This is a genomic window from Mycobacterium sp. UM_11, assembly GCF_001414075.1.
Classification (GTDB): domain Bacteria; phylum Actinomycetota; class Actinomycetes; order Mycobacteriales; family Mycobacteriaceae; genus Mycobacterium.
Genome location: NZ_LATC01000032.1, coordinates 1 through 13,954, shown reverse-complemented (window position 1 = coordinate 13,954; position 13,954 = coordinate 1). Strand labels below are relative to the sequence as shown.

The 13,954-nt window shown below is 69.4% G+C and carries 14 protein-coding genes; 12 read left to right on the top strand and 2 right to left on the bottom strand.

Going from position 1 to position 13,954, the window contains the following annotated elements:
• Positions 1 to 51 precede the first annotated feature (51 nt).
• The 6 genes from WU80_RS10650 to WU80_RS10625 are packed head-to-tail and all read left to right on the top strand — an operon-like array spanning position 52 to position 5,885.
• Complete coding sequence (locus WU80_RS10650; RefSeq protein ID WP_055404573.1) at positions 52 to 1,428, top strand: glutamyl-tRNA reductase; 1,377 nt, start codon at positions 52 to 54, stop codon at positions 1,426 to 1,428.
• 13 nt (positions 1,429 to 1,441) lie between these two features.
• Positions 1,442 to 2,386: a hydroxymethylbilane synthase gene (gene hemC, locus WU80_RS10645; protein WP_055404582.1), complete on the top strand. Its 945-nt coding sequence runs from the start codon at positions 1,442 to 1,444 to the stop codon at positions 2,384 to 2,386.
• A 23-nt stretch (positions 2,387 to 2,409) separates the two neighbouring features.
• Positions 2,410 to 4,065 (top strand): uroporphyrinogen-III synthase, encoded by a 1,656-nt coding sequence (locus tag WU80_RS10640; protein WP_055404574.1) that lies wholly within the window; start codon positions 2,410 to 2,412, stop codon positions 4,063 to 4,065.
• A 26-nt stretch (positions 4,066 to 4,091) separates the two neighbouring features.
• Positions 4,092 to 5,072, top strand: a complete 981-nt coding sequence (gene hemB / locus WU80_RS10635) for a porphobilinogen synthase (RefSeq protein WP_082459931.1) — start codon at positions 4,092 to 4,094, stop codon at positions 5,070 to 5,072.
• Between the two features lie 13 nt (positions 5,073 to 5,085).
• On the top strand, positions 5,086 to 5,625 hold the full coding sequence (locus WU80_RS10630) for a hypothetical protein (RefSeq protein WP_055404584.1): 540 nt from the start codon (positions 5,086 to 5,088) through the stop codon (positions 5,623 to 5,625).
• Positions 5,622 to 5,885, top strand: a complete 264-nt coding sequence (locus tag WU80_RS10625; RefSeq protein WP_055404575.1) for a hypothetical protein — start codon at positions 5,622 to 5,624, stop codon at positions 5,883 to 5,885. Before WU80_RS10630 ends, WU80_RS10625 begins: the two co-directional genes overlap by 4 nt.
• Here WU80_RS10625 and WU80_RS10620 read toward each other — a convergent pair.
• Positions 5,872 to 6,300, bottom strand: a complete 429-nt coding sequence (locus WU80_RS10620; protein ID WP_055404585.1) for an STAS domain-containing protein — start codon at positions 6,298 to 6,300, stop codon at positions 5,872 to 5,874. The genes WU80_RS10625 and WU80_RS10620 overlap by 14 nt on opposite strands.
• 317 nt (positions 6,301 to 6,617) lie before the next feature.
• On the opposite strand from WU80_RS10620, the gene WU80_RS10615 reads away from it, so the two are divergent.
• Together WU80_RS10615 and WU80_RS10610 are read left to right on the top strand one after the other, a co-directional pair.
• Entirely contained in the window at positions 6,618 to 7,856 is a 1,239-nt protein-coding gene (locus WU80_RS10615; RefSeq protein WP_055404576.1) for an acyltransferase, read from the top strand.
• 85 nt (positions 7,857 to 7,941) lie between these two features.
• Positions 7,942 to 8,628, top strand: a complete 687-nt coding sequence (locus WU80_RS10610) for a GDSL lipase (RefSeq protein WP_055404577.1) — start codon at positions 7,942 to 7,944, stop codon at positions 8,626 to 8,628.
• Positions 8,629 to 8,871: 243 nt separating this feature from the next.
• On the opposite strand, the gene WU80_RS10605 is transcribed toward WU80_RS10610, so the two are convergent.
• Positions 8,872 to 9,735, bottom strand: a complete 864-nt coding sequence (locus tag WU80_RS10605) for an alpha/beta hydrolase (RefSeq protein WP_369808510.1) — start codon at positions 9,733 to 9,735, stop codon at positions 8,872 to 8,874.
• A gap of 365 nt (positions 9,736 to 10,100) precedes the next feature.
• On the opposite strand from WU80_RS10605, the gene WU80_RS10600 reads away from it, so the two are divergent.
• The 4 genes from WU80_RS10600 to WU80_RS10585 all read left to right on the top strand — a co-directional run.
• Positions 10,101 to 11,249, top strand: a complete 1,149-nt coding sequence (locus WU80_RS10600; RefSeq protein WP_055404579.1) for an LLM class flavin-dependent oxidoreductase — start codon at positions 10,101 to 10,103, stop codon at positions 11,247 to 11,249.
• A 4-nt stretch (positions 11,250 to 11,253) separates the two neighbouring features.
• Entirely contained in the window at positions 11,254 to 12,609 is a 1,356-nt protein-coding gene (locus tag WU80_RS10595; RefSeq protein WP_055404580.1) for an MFS transporter, read from the top strand.
• Between the two features lie 55 nt (positions 12,610 to 12,664).
• Positions 12,665 to 13,405 (top strand): class I SAM-dependent methyltransferase, encoded by a 741-nt coding sequence (locus WU80_RS10590; protein ID WP_156349653.1) that lies wholly within the window; start codon positions 12,665 to 12,667, stop codon positions 13,403 to 13,405.
• 21 nt (positions 13,406 to 13,426) lie between these two features.
• The coding region (locus WU80_RS10585) for an amino acid permease (RefSeq protein ID WP_156371786.1) at positions 13,427 to 13,954 on the top strand (528 nt) is incomplete at its 3' end.

Here is a 13,954-nt window from a genome sequence, read left to right as displayed (position 1 = left end):
AACCAGTTCGATTACTGGAGAAAGCAAGGGAGCTGGCCAGGTGATGCTGCCGTGAGCGTCTTGCTTTTCGGGGTTTCGCACCGCAGTGCGCCGGTCTCCGTCCTGGAACAGCTCACCATCGACGAATCCGATCAGGGCAAGATCGTCGACCGGGTGCTGCAGTCGCCGCTGGTGACCGAGGCGATGGTGCTCTCGACGTGCAACCGGGTCGAGGTCTACGCCGTGGTGGACGCGTTCCACGGCGGGTTGGCCGCGATCGGGCAGGTGCTGTCGGATCACTCCGGAATGTCGATGGGGGACCTGACCAAATACGCGTACGTCCGCTACAGCGAGGCCGCCGTCGAGCACCTGTTCGCGGTGGCCAGCGGGCTGGACTCCGCCGTGGTGGGTGAGCAGCAGGTGCTCGGCCAGGTGCGCCGCGCGTACGCCACCGCGGAAACCAATCGCACCGTCGGCCGGGTGCTGCACGAACTGGCCCAGCGGGCGCTTTCGGTGGGCAAGCGGGTGCACTCCGAGACCGCCATCGACGCCGCCGGCGCCTCGGTGGTGTCGGTCGCCCTCGACATGGCCGAGCGCCGGCTGGGCGGCCTGGAGGGCAAGACCGCCGCGCTGGTCGGCGCCGGCGCGATGGGCGCCCTGGCCGCGGCCCACCTGACCCGGGCCGGCGTCCGGCACGTGCACGTGCTGAACCGGTCGTCGTCCCGGGCGCAGCGGCTGGCCCGCAAGATCCGCGAATCGGGTGTGCAGGCCGACGCGATGTCACTCGACCGCTTGGCCGAGGCGGTGGCGGACGCCGACGTCATGGTCAGCTGCACCGGCGCGGTGAGCCCGGTGGTCACCCTCGCCGACGTGCACCACGCGCTGGCCGCCGCGCGCCGCGACGAGTCGACGCGTCCGCTGGTGATCTGCGACCTGGGCATGCCGCGCGACGTCGACCCCGCGGTCGCGGGCTTGCCGGGGGTGTGGGTGGTCGACGTGGATCGCGTGCAGCACGAGCCGTCGGCGCACGCCGCCGCCTCCGATGTGCACGCCGCGCGCCACATCGTGGCGGCCGAACTCGCCGCCTACCTGGCGGGGCAGCGGATGGCCGAGGTCACCCCGACCGTGACCGCGCTGCGCCAGCGCGCCGCCGACGTGGTGGAGGCGGAACTGCTGCGGCTGGACAACCGGCTGCCCGGCCTGGAAAGCGCCCAGCGCGAGGAGGTGGCGCGCACCGTGCGGCGGGTGGTGGACAAGCTGCTGCACGCGCCCACCGTGCGGATCAAACAACTCGCCAGCGCCCCGGGCGGCGACAGCTACGCCGAGGCGTTGCGCGAACTCTTCGAACTCGACCAGACCGCCATTGACTCGGTGGCCGCCGTCGCCGCGGGCGAATTGCCCGTTGTGTCAACGGGATTCGACGCCGGAACCCAAGAAGTGGCCGAGTAGCCGATTGGCGAACGTGATCCGGATAGGCACCCGGGGCAGCCTCTTGGCCACCACCCAGGCCGGCGTGGTCAGGGACGCCTTGATCGCCAACGGCCACCCCGCGGAGTTGGTGATCATCACCACCGCCGGTGACCGCTCGTCGGCGCCCATCGAGACCCTGGGCGTCGGGGCCTTCACGACCGCGCTGCGCGAGGCCATCGACGACGGCCGGGTGGACGCCGCGGTGCACTCGCACAAGGATTTGCCGACGGCGGACGACCCGCGGTTCACCATCGCGGCGATACCGCCGCGCAACGACCCGCGCGACGTGGTCGTGGCCCGCGACGGGCTGGTGCTCGGGGAGTTGCCGCCGGGTTCGCTGGTGGGCACGTCGTCCCCGCGCAGGGCCGCGCAGCTTAGAGCATTGGGTCTCGGTTTGGAAATCCGCCCCCTACGAGGCAACCTAGATACCAGGTTGAACAGGGTAAGCAGTGGTGATCTTGACGCGATCGTGGTGGCTCGGGCCGGACTGGCCCGGCTCGGTCGCCTCGACGATGTCACCGAGACGCTAGAGCCGGTGCAGATGTTGCCAGCACCGGCTCAGGGCGCGCTCGCCGTCGAATGCCGCGCCGGTGACGATCTGGCGGCGGTGCTGGCGGAGTTGGACGACGCCGACACGCGCGCGTCGGTCACCGCGGAGCGAGCCCTGCTGGCCGAACTGGAGGCCGGTTGTTCCGCACCGGTGGGCGCGATCGCCGAGGTGGTCGAGTCCATCGATGAGGACGGCCGGGTCTTCGACGAGCTGTCGCTGCGCGGTTGCGTGGCGGCGCTGGACGGGTCCGACGTGATCCGCGCATCCGGGATCGGCTCCGCCGACCGGGCGCGAGAGCTGGGGGTCTCGGTCGCCGCAGAGTTGTTCGAACTCGGCGCCCGAGAACTCATGGCCGAGGCGCGGCAGGACCCTGCACGAGGAAATTAATTGCGAGTGACGTGGGAGCGACAATGACGACGCGAGGGCGTAAGCCGAGACCCGGCCGCATCACGTACGTGGGTTCCGGGCCCGGCGATCCGGGACTCTTGACCACCCGGGCCGCCACGGTTTTGGCGAACGCCGCCCTGGTGTTCACCGACCCCGACGTGCCGGAGGCGGTGCTGGCGCTGATCGGCAAGGACCTGCCACCGGTTTCCGGCCCGGCACCCGCCGATGCCCCGGCCGGCAACAGTGACGCCGCCACCGGCCCGGACCAACCCGCGGTGATATCGGCCGGCCCCGATGTGCGCCCGGCCCTCGGCGAGCCCGCCGAGGTGGCCAAGACGCTGACCGCCGAGGCCCGTGCCGGCGCCGACGTGGTGCGGCTGGTGGCCGGCGACCCGCTGACGGTCGACGCGGTCATCACCGAGGTGAACGCCGTCGCGCGCAGCCACCTGCACCTCGAGATCGTGCCCGGCCTGGCCCCCACCGGCGCCGTGCCCACCTACGCGGGGCTCCCGCTGGGCTCGTCGCACACCGTCGCCGACGTGCGCGACCCACACGTCGATTGGGACGCGTTGGCCGCGGCGCCCGGCCCGCTGATCCTGCAGGCCACCACGTCGCATCTGGCCGACGCCGCGCGCACCCTCATCGAGCACGAGCTGGCCGAGACCACCCCGTGCGTGGTGACCGCGCACGGCACCACCTGCCAGCAGCGGTCGATCGAGACGACGCTGGGCGGTCTGACCGACTCCGCCGTGCTGGGCGGGACGGACCCGGCCGGCCCGCTGACCGGGCCGCTGGTGGTGACCATCGGTAAGACGGTGGCCAGCCGGGCGAAGCTGAACTGGTGGGAGAGCCGGGCCCTGTACGGCTGGACCGTGCTGGTGCCGCGCACCAAGGACCAGGCCGGCGAGATGAGCGAGCGGCTGACGTCCTACGGCGCGCTGCCGATCGAGGTGCCGACCATCGCCGTCGAGCCGCCGCGCAGCCCCGCTCAGATGGAGCGGGCCGTCAAGGGCTTGGTCGACGGCCGGTTCCAATGGGTGGTCTTCACCTCCACCAACGCGGTGCGCGCGGTGTGGGAGAAGTTCGGCGAGTTCGGTCTGGACGCGCGCGCGTTCTCGGGCGTGAAGATCGCCTGTGTGGGCGAGTCGACGGCCGACCGGGTGCGCGCGTTCGGCATCAGCCCCGAGCTGGTGCCCGCCGGCGAGCAGTCGTCGCTGGGTCTGCTGGACGACTTCCCGCCCTACGACAGCATTTTCGACCCGGTGAACCGGGTCCTGTTGCCGCGGGCCGACATCGCCACCGAGACGCTGGCCGAGGGGCTGCGCGAACGCGGTTGGGAGATCGAGGATGTCACGGCCTACCGGACCGTGCGGGCCGCGCCGCCGCCGGCGGAGACGCGGGAGATGATCAAGACCGGCGGTTTCGACGCCGTGTGCTTCACCTCCAGCTCCACGGTGCGCAACCTGGTCGGCATCGCCGGCAAGCCGCACGCGCGGACGATCATCGCCTGCATCGGTCCCAAGACCGCCGAGACCGCGGCCGAGTTCGGTTTGCGGGTGGACGTCCAGCCGGAGACGGCCGCCGTGGGTCCGCTGGTCGACGCGCTGGCCGAACACGCCGCGCGGTTGCGCGCCGAGGGCGCGCTGCCGCCACCGCGCAAGAAGAGCCGCAGGCGCTAGTGGGTCGCCGCAAAAGGAGCTAGCCAATGGCTTATCCGCGGCAGCGCCCGCGCCGGCTGCGCTCCACCCCCGCGATGCGTCGCTTGGTGGCGCAGACGTCTTTGGAGCCAAGGCATTTGGTGCTGCCGATGTTCGTCGCCGACGGTATCGACGAGCCACGGCCCATCGCGTCCATGCCCGGCGTCGTGCAGCACACCCGCGATTCGCTGCGCAGCGCCGCCGCCGATGCCGTCACCGCCGGCGTGGGCGGGCTGATGCTGTTCGGTGTGCCCCGCGACGAGGACAAGGACTCGACCGGGTCGGCCGGCACCGACCCCGACGGCATCCTCAACCTCGCGCTGCGGGACTTGGCCAAGGATCTCGGCGACGCGACGGTCCTGATGGCCGACACCTGCCTGGACGAGTTCACCGATCACGGCCACTGCGGCGTGCTGGACGCCAGGGGCCGGGTGGACAACGACGCCACGTTGGCCCGGTACGTGAAACTCGCTGTGGCACAAGCGGAATCGGGCGCACACGTGGTGGGGCCGAGCGGCATGATGGACGGCCAGGTGGCGGCGATACGCGACGGCTTGGACGCCGCGGGCTACACCGACGTCGTGATCCTGGCCTACGCCGCGAAATTCGCGTCGGCGTTCTACGGGCCGTTCCGCGAGGCGGTCAGTTCCAGCCTGTCCGGGGACCGGCGCACCTACCAGCAGGAGCCGGGCAACTTCCGCGAGGCGCTCCGCGAGATCCGGCTGGATCTCGACGAAGGCGCGGACATCCTGATGGTCAAACCCGCACTGGGTTACCTCGACGTGGTGGCCGCCGCGGCGGACGTCTCGCCCGTGCCGGTGGCCGCCTACCAGGTATCCGGCGAGTACGCCATGATTTGCGCTGCGGCCGCGAATAATTGGATCGACGAACGCGTCGCGGCGCTCGAGTCGTTGACGAGCATTCGCCGCGCCGGAGCCGATATCGTGCTGACGTACTGGGCCGCGGACGTGGCCGGTTGGCTTTCGTGAGATGGGGCTTGCGATGACTACAGGCAGGGACGCCGAACCGAAGCCGTTGTTCCACGAATCGGGCGCCAGCTGGATATGGGTGCTGTGGGGTCCGGTGGCCGCGGGCGCGATGATCCTGATCGAGGTCTGGAGCGGCGCCCCGGTGTCGTTCCTGATTCCGGTGATCTTCCTGGTGCTGGTGTCGGGGTTCGTCGGGTTGCAGGTGAAGGCGGCACGCATCCACGTCTCGGTGGAGCTCACCGAGGACGCCCTGCGCCAGGGCACCGAAACCATCCTGGTGCGCGAAATCCTCAAGGTCTATCCCGAACCCGAGAACCACGAGGCCTCCGGCAAGGAGCTGGCGCGGTGGCAGTCGGCGCGCGCCCTCGGCGAATTGGTCGGGGTGCCCCGCGGCCGGATCGGCATCGGTCTCAAGCTGACCGGGGATCGCTACGCGCAGGCGTGGGCGCGACGGCACCGCGAGCTGCGGGCGGCGCTGACCCCGCTGGTTCAGGAGCGGGTGGAACCGGCCGGATCCGACATCGCCGACGACGACGCCGGCACCGAACAGTGAGCACCCGTTCCTGGAGCACCAGGGCCGTGATCGAACTGGCGGCCGCCTGTGCGGCGCTGGCGGGCGCCGCGGTGAGCTGGTTTCGTTCGCACCACACGGTGGCGGTCGCGCCGATCGCCGACGGGCAGCCGTTCACCACGTCGTTGGTGTACGACCCGCAGTTGCTGTTGTTGACCCTGCTGCTGCTGACCAGCGCGGGGGTGCTGACGGTGGTCGGGACCGCCAGGCAGCGCCGTACGCGGCGCGCTAAGACGTCTTGATCAGCGGCAAAGCCAACCGGCGGCGCGTGGCAATGGCGTCGGCCACGTCGTGCAGCGCCTCGTGCACCGATAGCGCGTAGGGGAAATCGCCGTCGTCACCCAGGAGCTCGCCGACCGCCGGGCTCGCGACCAGGGTCCACTGCACGCCTTCCGCGCGGCAATCCTCGTCGAAGCGTTGCAAGAGCGAAAGGCCCGCCGGAGCAAATTGGCTCACCTCGCCCATGTCGAGCACCACGTGGTCCTCGCCGAGGATGAAACGCCGAATGTGGTCGCCGACCTGTTCGGCATTGACGGCGTCGATTTCACCCCGAATCGTCACCACGGTCGCCAGCTGGCGGCGGTGGGCCCGGACCCAGGCGCCGCCGCAGCGGAAGATGCCGTTTTGCTCGCGCGTCAGGATGTCGGCGATCGTCATGAACACCCCTCGCTCTCCGTGGCGTTCGCTATGCCTCCCGACGCTAATCCGCAAGGTTAAGGAGGGGGAAAGCCGCACCTAACGGTTCGGTAAGAAGCGATTTTCGCCGCCATTTTCGCGGTCCCCGAGCAAACCTGTGGCGTGGGAAATCCTCGCCGAAAGACCGCGTGCCACACCACAACCGTCCGCGCGTCGGGGCTATCGCGCTGCTAGGCTGCCAGGGCTACCGGTTGCGCGGCGGGGGCGGTGATACCGCGTGGTCGCCCGGTGGGCCGAGTTGGCAGGCGAACGGCAGAGTCCAGGCAGAAAGAGCATTTGTGCGCGGCGCAGAGATCAGGGGAGAGATCAAGGCCCTGACGGGACTGCGCATCATCGCCGCGCTGTGGGTCGTGCTGTTCCATTTCCGGCCGATGCTGGGCGACGTGGGGCCCGATTTCCGTGACGCCCTGGCCCCGGTGCTCAACTGCGGCGCCCAGGGCGTCGACCTGTTCTTCATCCTCAGCGGGTTCGTGCTGACGTGGAACTACCTCGAGAAGATGGGCCGGTCCTGGTCGACGCGCGCGACACTGCACTTCCTGTGGCTGCGCCTGGCCCGGGTGTGGCCGGTATACCTGGTCACCCTGCACCTCGCCGCGCTGTGGGTGATCTTCACCCTGCACGTCGGCCACGTGCCGTCGCCCGACGCCGCCGGGCTCACCGCCATGAGCTACGTCCGCCAGATCCTGCTGGTGCAGCTGTGGTTCGTGCCGTTCTTCGACGATTCCAGCTGGGACGGGCCGGCCTGGTCGATCAGTGCCGAGTGGCTGGCCTACCTGCTGTTCGGCTTCCTGGTGCTGGTGATCCTGCGGATGAAGCAGGCGACCCGGGCGCGCAGCCTGATGGTGCTGGCCTTCGCGGCGGCGTTGCCGCCGGTGGTCATGCTGCTGGCCAGCGGCCACTTCTACACGCCCTGGAGCTGGCTGCCCCGCATCGTCACGCAGTTCACCGCCGGCGCGCTGGCCTGCGCCGCCGTGCGCCGGCTGCGATTGACCGACCGCGGCCGCCGCGTCGCCGGGTACCTGTCGCTGCTCGTGCTGGCCGCGATGGTGGGCATCCTGTATTGGTTTGACGCGCACCCGATCTCGGGTGTGGTGGAGAACGACAGCGGCGGTGTGGTCGACATCCTGTTCATCCCGCTGGTGATCACGCTGGCGATCGGCGTGGGCAGCCTGCCGCGGGTGCTCTCAACGCGGTTGATGGTCTACGGCGGGCAGATCTCATTCTGCCTGTACATGGTTCACGAGCTGGTGCACACCGCCTGGGGATGGTCGGTCGAGCAGTTCGAGCTGCGGCCGCAGGACAATCCGTGGAAATGGAATGTCATTGGGCTGCTTGCCATCGCGGTGGTCATCTCGGTGCTGATGTATCACTTCGTCGAAGAGCCCGCCCGGCGTTGGATGCGCAAAATGGTCGACGTCAAAGCCGTCACCGCGAGAAGCGAGCCCGACGAGCCGCCGAGCGGCAAGGTGCATCCGATCGACCGTTCGCGGGAAGCGATTTCGGCCCGCGCGGTGTGACGGTCGCCCGCGGCGCCCAGGCGCAAGCCGGATAATCGATGACAATGCAGTGGCACATGACGATGCCGTGGGAGGGGAGGTAGTAGTGAGTCGTCTGGCCACTTTCGTCATCGGCCTGGCGTTTCTGGTGGGCGTCGGCATCGCCTATCCGGCCCAGGTGCGTACGTACGACACCTTGACGCTGGATTTCCGGTTGAATCACCTCGCCGTCATCGGGGACTCCTACACCACCGGCACCGGCGAGGGCGGGATCGGGCCGAGGTCATGGCCCGCGAGGGCCTGGGACGGGCTCGCCGCGCGGGGCGAACGGATTTCGGCCGACGTCGCGGCCGAGGGCAGGGCCGGCTACGGCATGCCGGGCGACCACGGCAGCGTCTTCGAGGACCTGACCGGCAGGGCCGTCCAGGGCGACGACGTGCTGGTGGTGTTCTTCGGCTCCCGCAACGACGAGACCGTCGATCCGTTCGTGGTCGGCCAAAGGGCCCGCAGCACATTCGATTTGGCCCGGCGGCTGGCGCCGTCCGCGCGGTTCCTGGTGATCGGGCCGCCGTGGCCGACCGCCGATGTGCCCCTGCCCATGCTGCAGGTGCGCGACGCCCTCTTCGGCGCGGCCGCGTCCGTGGGGGCGACGTGGGTGGACCCGATCGCCGAGCATTGGTTCGTCGGCAGGCCCGATCTGATCGGCGCGGACGGCGTGCACCCGAACGACGCGGGGCATCAATACATGGCGGACAAGATCGCGCCGCTCATCCGTACGCAGCTGTCGATCTGACCCCGGGGGCGGTTCAGTCCTCGGCGTGGCGCTCGTAGTCCCATCGCTCGAGGCGGGCTTGCAAGTTCAGCAAGCCGAAACCGGCGACGGGAGTGGCGGCTGCAATGCAGACCAGCAGCAGCTGAGTCATCCCCGAAACCTCCCAAAACCCTTCCCTAGTATGACGTTCCTCGGCGACAAGAAGTTCATTTCCGCTCGCGCACACGCCGACGAGTTCGGGCGAATTTTCGTCATCGCTTCTCCCTAGGTCGCCATCCAGGCGAGTTCGCCGGGCAGCTGGAGCCGCCAGTAGACCATGTCGTGGCCGCCGATCGTGAAGCTGCCCGCGGGCGGCGTCTTCAGCTGGTTCACGAATTGCCGGGTGGCGGGATAGAACCGATCGAAGGTGCCGCAATCCACGCGCAGCGGAATCTGCGACAGCGCCGGCACACCCAGCACGCTGTTCTTCGTCCAGTCGTCTTCGCTGTCGAACGCCTTCGGTGCGGTTTCGGCGAACGATGTGTACAAGGCCGGGCTGATGGCGCAGATCCCCGCGGTCCGCGCCGGCCCGAGCCGGGCGCCCAGGTGCAGCGCCCCATAGCCGCCCATCGACCAGCCCAGGAAACCCACCCGCGAGGTGTCGAAACCCATCGACGAGAGCATCGGCAACAACTCGTCGAGCACCATCGCACCGGAGTCGGTGCCGTCGGCCCGCTTGTGCCAGTAGGAATCGCTGCCGCCGTCGACGCCCACCACCGCGAACGGCGGCTTGCCGTCCTTGACCAGCTGGGCCAGGCCCTTCTCGACACCGCAGTCGAGCATCATGTTCGCGTCGCCGTCCTTGCCGTGCAGCGCGATCACCGGGCGCAGCATGCCGGTTTGCCCCGGCGGCAACGCGATCACGTAATTCGTCTTCACCCCCCCGCGGGCGGCCGAGACGAACGAACCGGTGATCCTGGTCGGCAGGTTGCTGCTCGCCGCCGATGGCTCGAACGGCGCGGGAGCCTGCGGCAACGTCGCGGCCACCGGTCTGACCGGATCGAGCAGGGCACTCAAGGCGAACACGCCAGCGGCGCCCAGGCCGGTGCCGGCTCCCCGCAGCACCGCCCGGCGTGTCAGCTCAGGCATGATCGCAATGATGCCGCGCTGAGTGCGCATTGCCGCCCGAGCCAGGCTGAAATGGAAGCATTGTGTGACCTGGCGTGACCGATCGGTCTCCAACCGGTTACCTGCGCGACCGTGCTAGGGGCCGTTCCGTCGGCTCGGCTGCTCGACTGCACCGCGATTTCCGGCCGTATTCCTCTCTGCCACAACGAAAGGCGTGCCGGTCGCGGCCGGAGGGCGTCCGCCCGATCCACCTGCCGGACCGCTTTCCCGCCACCCGGCCGCACGGCCCGGGTGGGATGCAATCTCGACGGTTTCAACCCTCCCGCGCCGGGCGCGATTTGCGCAGGATGGACCCTCGTGTCGCGTCGTTTGAAAGAGGATCGAGGATGAGTCTGGCGTTCCATTGGTTTTTGCCGACCTACGGTGATTCCCGGAACCTGGTGGCCGGCGGGCACGGCACGCCGATGTCCGGCGACCGGCCCGCCACGCTGAAGTACTTGCATCAGATCTGTGCGGCCGCCGAGGACAACGGCTTCGAGGCGGTGCTCACGCCGACCGGATTGTGGTGCGAGGACGCCTGGTTGACGACCGCGATGCTGGTCGAGGCCACCGAGACGCTGAAGTTCCTGGTCGCGTTCCGGCCCGGGCTGCTGAGCCCCACCCTGGCCGCCCAGATGGCCGGAACGTTCCAGCGGCACTCGGGCGGGCGGCTGTTGCTCAACGTCGTCACCGGCGGCGAACCGCACGAGCAGCGGGCCTACGGGGATTACCTGGACAAGGAGGCGCGCTACGCGCGCACCGCCGAGTTCCTGCACGTGGTGCGCCAGCTGTGGACCTCACCCGAGCCGGTCACCTTCGCCGGTGAACACATTCGCATCGAGGGCGCGCAGCTGAACAACCCGCCCGACCCCATACCGGCGGTGTTCTTCGGCGGATCGTCGGCCTCCGCCGGCCCGGTCGCCGCCAAGCACTCCGACGTGTACCTCACCTGGGGCGAGCCGCTCGCTGCGGTCGCGCAGAAGCTCGACTGGATCCGTGGACTGGCCGTCGACGCCGGCCGAATCCTGCAGTACGGCTTGCGAATTCACGTGATCAGCCGCGACACCGCCGAGCAGGCCTGGGCCGAGGCCGACCGGTTGCTGGCCGCCGTCGACCCGGCCGACGTCGAGCGGGTGCAGGCCAGCCTGGCGCGCAGCGAGTCGGAGGGGCAGCGCCGCATGCTGGACTTGCACGGCGGCAACAGCGGCCGGCTGCTGGTCGCGCCCAACCTGTGGGCCGGTGTGGGCCTGGTGCGCGGGGGAGCGGGCACCGCGCTGGTCGGGTCGCACGCCGAGGTCGCCGAGCGACTGGCCGAATACGCCAAACTCGGCATCAACCACTTCATCCTGTCGGGCTATCCGCACCTGGAAGAGGCCTACTGGTTCGGCGAGGGCGTGCTGCCGCTGCTCGAGCGGATGGGCCTGTGGCGTCATCCCAACCGGCGCCAGTCCCATCCGGTATCGGCGACGCCGTTCGCGGTCGCCTCGGCCCACTAACGCCATGGCGGCTACCTTGCCGGCGCCCGCGACCGGCGCGGGTCTGGACGCGATCGCCGGCCCGGTCGACGAATCCGCTGCGCAGCAACGCCATCGCCTGCGGGTCGTCGTCGCGGCCAGCCTGGTGGGCACCACCGTCGAGTGGTACGACTTCTTCCTCTACGCGACCGCTGCGGGCCTGGTGTTCAACAAGGTCTTCTTTCCCAGCGAGAGCTCGCTGGTCGGCACGCTGCTGGCGTTCGCGACGTTCGCCGTCGGGTTCGTCATGCGGCCGGTCGGCGGGCTGGTGTTCGGCCACATCGGGGACCGGATCGGCCGCAAGCGCAGCCTGGCGCTGACCATGCTCATCATGGGCATCGCCACGGCGCTGATCGGGGTGTTGCCGACCGCCGCCCAGATCGGGGTGTGGGCGCCGCTGCTGCTGCTGGCGTTGCGGATCCTGCAGGGTTTCGCCCTCGGTGGCGAGTGGGCGGGCGCCGTGTTGCTCGCCGTGGAGCACAGCCCCGCGGGCCGGCGTGGACGCTTCGGGGCGATTCCCCAGATTGGCCTGGCGCTCGGGTTGGCTTTGGGCACAGGCATATTCGCCGTCCTGCAAATCGCCCTGGGCCCGGCACGCTTCCTCTCCTACGGCTGGCGCATCGGTTTTCTGCTCAGCCTGGTGCTGGTGGTGATCGGCGTCGTGGTGCGGTTGCGGGTCGAGGAGACCCCGGCCTTCCGCGAGCTGCGCGACCTGGAGGCCACCGCCACCGTGCCCGTGCGTGAGATCGTCCGTGAGCCCCGGTCACGGCGAAACACCGTGCTGGGCTTGCTGTCTCGCTGGGCCGAAGGCTCGGCGTTCAACACCTGGGGTGTGTTCGCCATCAGCTACGCCACCGGGGCCCTGGGCTTCAATCGGGTGTCGGTCCTGGTGGTGGTGACCGCCGCGGCCCTGCTGATGGCGGTCCTGCTGCCGGTGTCCGGCGCGCTGACCGACCGGTTCGGCGCCCGCCGGGTGTATCTGACCGGCGTCGCCTGCTACGGCCTCGCCGCGTTTCCCGCCTTCGCGCTGTTCGGCACGCGGAGTCTGGTCTGGTTCGGCGTGGCGCTGATCATCGTGTTCGGCGTGGTGCATGCGCTGTTCTACGGGGCGCAGGGCACGTTGTACTCGTCGCTGTATCCCACCAGCACCCGCTACACCGGGCTGTCGTTCGTCTACCAGTTCTCCGGCATCTACGCCTCCGGCGTCACCCCGATGATCATGACCGCGCTCATCGCGGCGCTCGGCGGCGCCCCGTGGCTGGCGTGCGGCTACCTGGTGGCGACGGCCGCCATCAGCGTGCTCGCCACGGCGCTGATCCGCGACCAAGACCTGCACCTCTGAGCCGTCCGCGCAGTAGTCTCGTTCGCAGTCGTCAGGCGCGAGGAAGCGAGAAGACATGACGGACGCGAACGTCGCCGGTTTCGAACCGCTGTACGACGAGGCGGAACACACCGACCGGCGGATCCCCTGGGACATCGGCGGCCCGCAGCCGGCCGTTCAGCAGTTGGTGGCCTACGGCGGGATCCGCGGCGAGGTGCTCGACCCGGGTACCGGCCCGGGCTATCACGCCATTCACTTTGCGGCGCATGGGTATTCGGCAACCGGGATCGACGATTCGCCGTCGGCCATCGAGCGCGCCAAGCGCAACGCCGAGCGCGCCGGGGTCCAGGTCGATTTCCAGGTGGCCGACGCCACCAAGCTCGACGGCTTCGAGGGCCGATTCGACACGGTGGTGGACAGCGCGTTCTATCACGTCTTCCTCAACGACGGGGTTGTCCAGACGCGGTACGCCCAGGCGTTGCACCGGGCCACCAAACCCGGGGCGCGGCTGTACATGTTCGAGTTCAGCCCCCACAACGTCAACGGCCTGCAGTGGACGGCCGTCCCCGCCGACAACTTCGAGCGGGTGTTCGGCGCCAACGGGTGGCGCATCGACTACCTGGGCAGCACGACCTACCAAGCCCGCTTCCTCAAGGAGACGTTCGACGCCATGAAGACGTTCGCGTCCGAGCAGCAGGGCGAGATCCTGGAGCGGATGCGGCCGCTGGTGCACCGGCTGGGCGTCATCGACCCACTGCTGGAAGACCACCGGGTGCACCTGCCGGTGTGGTCCGTGGTGGCCACCCGCCTGGACTGACCGCGGCCCACACCGTCATCGATGGCCGGCACTGGACAACTGCGCCAAGGACTGTCGCAGCGTCAGCTCAGCATGATCGCGCTCGGCGGTGTCATCGGTGCCGGGTTGTTCGTCGGTTCCGGTGTGGTGATCAAAGACACCGGCCCCGCGGCGTTTCTGACGTACGCGCTGTGCGGTCTGCTGATCGTTTTGGTGATGCGCATGCTGGGCGAGATGGCGGCCGCGAACCCGTCGACCGGATCCTTCGCGGACTACGCGGGCAAGGCCCTGGGCGGCTGGGCGGGGTTCTCGGTGGCCTGGCTGTACTGGTACTTCTGGGTGATCGTGGTCGGCTTCGAAGCGGTCGCCGGCGGCAAGGTGCTCAACTACTGGTTTCACGCCCCGCTGTGGTTGCTGTCGCTGGGCCTGATGGTCTTGATGACCGCCACCAACCTGTTCTCGGTGTCCTCCTTCGGTGAATTCGAATTCTGGTTCGCCGGAATCAAAGTCGCGACCATCGTGATTTTCCTCGCGGTGGGCACGGCGTTCGTCCTGGGGCTGGTGCCGGGC